Here is a 1,232-nt window from a genome sequence, read left to right on the forward strand (position 1 = left end):
GCGTCGGCAGTGGCGCGCTGATCGTGCGTTGCGGCCGGCGATGCGTTCGCCGGGGCGGCCTGATCCGTCTCGAGTCGTGCAGCGCCACTTCTGGCGACTGATCGCCACGGGGGTCACGACGGTGGAGGCGTCGTTGGCGGTCGGCGTGTCGTGGCCGGTGGGTGCGAGGTGGTTTCGTCACGCTGGTGGCATGCCTCCGATCTCGTTGGCCGAGCCCACGGGCCGGTACCTCACGTTCGAGGAGCGCGAGGAGATCGCGATCCTCAGGGCGATGAACAAGGGCGTGCGCGAGATCGCCCGCGCCCTGGGGCGTGACCCCGCAACGATCTCTCGCGAACTGCGCCGCAACGCCGCCACGCGCGGCGGCAAGCAGGAGTACCGCGCGACGGTCGCCCAGTGGAAAGCGCAGCAGGCTGCGAAGCGCCCGAAGACCGCGAAGCTCACAGACAACGACAGGTTGCGTGAGTACGTACAGGACCGGCTCGCCGGCAGCGTCCGTCGCCCTGACGGCACGACCGTCACCGGGCCCAAGACGCCCAGGTGGAAGGGGCTGAACAAGCCGCATCGGCAGGACCGGCGCTGGGCGACGGCATGGAGCCCGGAGCAGATCTCGCACCGTCTCCCTGTCGACTTCCCCGATGATGAGTCCATGCGCATCAGCCACGAAGCGATCTACCAGGCGTTGTTCATCGAGGGCCGTGGCGCGCTCAAGCGGGAACTGGTCACGTGCCTGCGCACCGGCCGGGCGCTGCGGACTCCCCGTGCACGGTCGCAGAACAAACCGCAGGGGCATGTCACCGCGGACGTCATCCTCAGCGAACGCCCCGCCGAGGCCGCGGCCCGCGCGGTCCCCGGACACTGGGAAGGAGATTTGATCATCGGGACGGGTCGCTCCGCGATCGGCACGCTGGTCGAGCGCAGCAGCCGCTCCACGCTCCTGGTGCACCTGCCCCGGCTCGAGGGCTGGGGTGAGAATCCGCCCGTGAAGAACGGCCCCTCGCTCGGGGGCTATGGCGCGATCGCCATGAACACAGCGCTCACCACATCGATGACGCAGCTGCCCGAGCAGCTACGCAAAACCCTCACCTGGGACCGCGGAAAGGAACTCTCCGGCCACGCCCAGTTCGCCCTCGATACCGGGACGAAGGTGTTCTTCGCCGATCCCCACTCGCCCTGGCAACGACCGACGAACGAGAACACGAACGGCCTGCTGCGCCAGTACTTCCCGAAGG

General features: G+C 68.8%; 1 protein-coding gene. It reads left to right on the forward strand.

Annotated elements, in window-relative coordinates:
• On the forward strand, window positions 1-1,232 hold a 1,232-nt coding region (locus tag OTB19_RS42935; protein WP_267804289.1), incomplete at both ends, for an IS30 family transposase.

The organism is Streptomyces sp. H27-H5 (assembly GCF_026627505.1).
Lineage (GTDB): Bacteria > Actinomycetota > Actinomycetes > Streptomycetales > Streptomycetaceae > Streptomyces.